The sequence below is a fragment of the Amycolatopsis rhizosphaerae genome, from assembly GCF_007713715.1.
GTDB classification, from domain to species: Bacteria; Actinomycetota; Actinomycetes; order Mycobacteriales; family Pseudonocardiaceae; genus Amycolatopsis_E; species Amycolatopsis_E rhizosphaerae.
Window position 1 is genome coordinate 1 of the sequence record NZ_VJWX01000637.1, and the last position, 3,549, is coordinate 3,549.

Consider the following 3,549-nt stretch of genomic DNA (forward strand, 5'->3'; position numbering starts at 1 on the left):
GAGCAGGACGGTGCTGCCATCGGCCTTGCGGACGGCGATTTCCCGGGTGACGGTGCGGCACCGGAGTTTGGGTGCCACCGCACGGACGCTGATGGCGCCGGCGATGCCGTCGCGGACCGGCCCCGGAGCGAGTTGTTCGGCGCGGGCGGGCCACGACGGGGGCTCGCTGAGCCGGGCGGTGACCGGTTCTTCCCCGCCGTGGAGGACAAGCGAACCTGGTCCGGTGACGACCTCGTGGCTGAGCACGAGGCCGTTGCGGCGGATGCGCCAGTCTGCGGTGTCGAGATAGGTGCGGGTGCGGGCGCGGCGCGTGTCGAGGTGCAGCCGGTAGCGCTCGGTGAGCGGGGTGAGGGCGTCGAGGATCGCGGCGGGCGCGCATCGGGTCGGCGGCCCGAGCCAGCGCAAGGTCACCGAGGTCGGCACTGGGTACTTCCGGGGGTGCGTGGGCGGTCGTTGATCAGTCTAGTTCATCCGCTTTCCGTCCGGTGTTTCCCTGTTGTTCACCCATGGCGGTGTCGAACACCCCGGCGCGGGCGGCGGCGACCGCGGCCGCCGCCGCCCGGTTCGCGACGTCGTCGTCGACGGGCTCGTCGGTGATGAACAGCCGGTAGTACAACGGCGCGGTGGCGGCACGGACGACCTCGACGGCGTCGACGCCGGGCGGGAGTTCACCGCGGTCGATGGCCCGGGTGACGACCTGGGCGGCCTGGGTCAGACGGGCGGCGAAGAAGGCGGCCAGCGCCCGTGCCCCCTGGGTGGACCGCAGGGCGGCGTTGATCAGGGCAGTCGCGGTGGCACCCAGATGCGGATCGGTGAAGCCGATGAGGACCGCGCGGGTGATCTCCTGGAGGTCGCCCGCAAGGGTGCCGGTGTCCGGAATGGGCCAGGGTGCTTCCGCCGAGTGGGCGAGGGCATCGGCAACGAGTCCGTCCACCCCGCCCCAGCGCCGGTAGATGGTGGCTTTGTGCACGCCGGACCGGGTGGCGACGGTCTCGACGGTCAGACCCTCGTAGCCGCCGCCGGACAGTTCGGCGAGGACCGCCTCGATCACGGCTGATCGGACCCGGGCGCTGCGTCCGCCGGGGCGCACGGTCCCCGGCGCCGGTCGTTCCTGAGACAAAGTCGACTCCAGTCGCTTTTGTGATTGCGCTCCGACGAGCAGGATGACATGATCATATTAACGCGACTTTCGTCGCGATAGTTTCGATAGTTTCCTCCCTGAGGACCCACGACGAGAAGTGAGGCCACCCCTGTTGAGTCCCGCGATCCCCGATCCGGCCACGCTGCACCCGCTGTCAGGCCACGACCGGACGGTGTTCCTCAAACCGCTGGTAACCGACCCGCGCATCGAGGTCGGCGAGTACACCTACTACGACGACGAGGAGGACGCGACCGCGTTCCAGCAACGCAACGTGCTCTATGCCTACGGGCCGGAAAGGCTCGTCATCGGCAAGTACTGCGCGATCGCCTCCGGCACCCGGTTCCTGATGGCCGCCTCCGCGCATCCGACGATGGGAGTGTCCACGTTCCCGTTCACGATCTTCGGTGGAACCTGGACGGAACGGACCCTCGACCTCGTCACCGGCATGCCCAGCCGCGGCGACACCGTCGTCGGTAACGACGTGTGGTTCGGCTACCGGGCTTTGGTGATGCCCGGCGTGCGCATAGGCGACGGGGCCATCATCGCCGCGGGATCGGTCGTCACCGCCGACGTTCCGCCGTACGCCGTCGTGGGCGGCAACCCCGCCACCCTGATCAAGAAGCGGTTCGAGGAAGCGGACATCGACCGGCTGTTGCGAGCGGCCTGGTGGGACTGGCCCGTCGAGCTCGTGACCGAGCACCTGCCCACGATCATGGCGGGCACTCCCGGCGAAATCGAGCGGATCGCCATGACCCGGAAAGGAATCCCGGCCTCATGATCGACGCCGACCACATCACCACCACGGTGGCGGGCACTGCCGGCCGGATCGCCGTGGTCGACCACGGCGGGCAAGGCCCCGACGTGGTGCTGTTGCACGGCGCCCACCGCAGCCTGCTGGACTGGGAAGCGGTTCGACCAGCCTTGTCCGGCCTCCGGCTGATCGCTTACGACCTGCGTGGCCACGGTCGCTCCGATCCACCGGCCGACGACGATTACGGCTGGGAGGCCCATCTCGGCGACCTCGATGCCGTCATCGCCGCCTTGGGCCTGCGCAATCCGCACCTGGTCGGGCACTCCCTTGGCGGAATGATCGCCGTGCGCCATGCCGCCACCCGCCCCGGCTGCCCCGGCGTGGTCGACCTCGACGGATTCGGCGGCGGCGTCCCCGGCCTGTATCCCGGCCTGTCCGCGGCGGAAGTCGCCCGGCGCCGCGGTGAACAACTGGCGATGTTCACCGCCATGGCCGGCCCCGAACACGTCGACGCCGCGCAATCCCGGGAGATCATCGCCGCCGCCCGTACCGCCGCGGCCGCCCAGGGCTGGAATCCCGACCTGGAAGAGGCGAACGCCCGCCGCGGCCTCACCCGGGCCGCGGACGGCAGTCGTACCCGCCGGCCGGCGCCGCGTACCCTCCCCGCGCTGATGGCGCCACTGGAGGGCTGGGACATGTTCGCCGAACTGCGTCACCTCGCCTGTCCGGCGCTGGTGGTCCAGGGAGGCCGCCGTCCCACCCTCGATCACCTGCCCCCGGACCTCCAGGAACTGACCGAGTCCCTCATCGCCGGAATCACCCACGAGATCGACGCGCTACGCCGGGAAAGCGGTCTCGTCCGAGCTGTCCGAATCGACGGCGCCGCCCACATGGTCCACCTCGACGCACCCGAGGTGGTCGGTCGCCTCATTCGCGACTTCGTACTCGCGTCGATGTGAGCAGGAAGTCGCGGTTCGTTCAGGGACGCCGGGTCGGGGAGCGCCGGACCGTGGCGCCCGCGCGGCGGCCGGAGCGGGACAGCGCGAGCGTGACACCGGTGGGCATGTGCCGGTTGACCAGTTCACCGAGACGTCGGCCGAGTTCGGTGTAGGCGGTGAACTTGCCGTCGTCGAAGAACTGGTCGCCGGTGCTGTCGTGGGGGAATTCGGGGTGGTGTGCCGCGTAGGACAGCAGCGGGTACGGCAGGTCGCGCCAGAGCAGGGCCTTGGCCACGACGAGACGCCCCGTGCGCTGGGCGGCGGGCAGGCCGCTTTCGGCCGGGTAGTGGATGGTGCCGGTGATGATGGGGCTGTGCACCAGGCGCGAGTTGAGCACGGAGGGCGCTTCGGGCGTGTCGAGGGGTTTGCCGGTACCGGGTTCGGCGTGCCACGGGTCGTGCAGTTCGACGCGGACGCCGAGTTCCTGCTCGGCGAGGGTGAGCGCGTCGGCCAGGGTGGTGGCGGTCGGCGGCGCGTCGGCACCCGCGTCGACGCAGTAGATGAGGCCGCAGCGACGGCGCAGGAGTTCGACGAGGCCGAGGTTGTCGTAATGGCCGCCGTCGGTGACGTGCAGCAGGCGGTCGCGGTGGGAGTGGAGGCCGAACACCTCGCGCCACAGGTAGGGCAGGCGCCGGGCGTGGGGCAGGCCGGGGTAGGCC

4 protein-coding genes and 1 pseudogene are annotated in these 3,549 nt (G+C 70.6%); 2 read left to right on the forward strand and 3 right to left on the reverse strand.

Features of this window, described 5'->3' with window-relative positions; translation table 11 throughout:
- The coding region (locus tag FNH05_RS34635) for a hypothetical protein (RefSeq protein WP_144593069.1) at window positions 1-423 on the reverse strand (423 nt) is incomplete at its 3' end.
- Between the two features lie 34 nt (window positions 424-457).
- Entirely contained in the window at window positions 458-1,051 is a 594-nt protein-coding gene (locus FNH05_RS34640; protein ID WP_246128124.1) for a TetR/AcrR family transcriptional regulator, read from the reverse strand.
- A 202-nt stretch (window positions 1,052-1,253) separates the two neighbouring features.
- Here FNH05_RS34640 and FNH05_RS39650 point away from each other — a divergent pair, with 202 nt between their 5' ends.
- Together FNH05_RS39650 and FNH05_RS34650 are read left to right on the forward strand one after the other, a co-directional pair.
- Window positions 1,254-1,919, forward strand: coding sequence for a CatB-related O-acetyltransferase (locus tag FNH05_RS39650; protein WP_246128125.1), 666 nt, complete (start codon window positions 1,254-1,256; stop codon window positions 1,917-1,919).
- The gene (locus FNH05_RS34650) at window positions 1,916-2,851 is read left to right on the forward strand and encodes an alpha/beta fold hydrolase (protein ID WP_144593070.1); all 936 of its coding nucleotides are present in this window, start codon (window positions 1,916-1,918) and stop codon (window positions 2,849-2,851) included. Before FNH05_RS39650 ends, FNH05_RS34650 begins: the two co-directional genes overlap by 4 nt.
- A 19-nt stretch (window positions 2,852-2,870) precedes the next feature.
- Here the strand turns inward: FNH05_RS34650 and FNH05_RS34655 are convergent.
- Window positions 2,871-3,549: pseudogene (locus tag FNH05_RS34655) on the reverse strand (patatin-like phospholipase family protein); the annotation flags it as partial.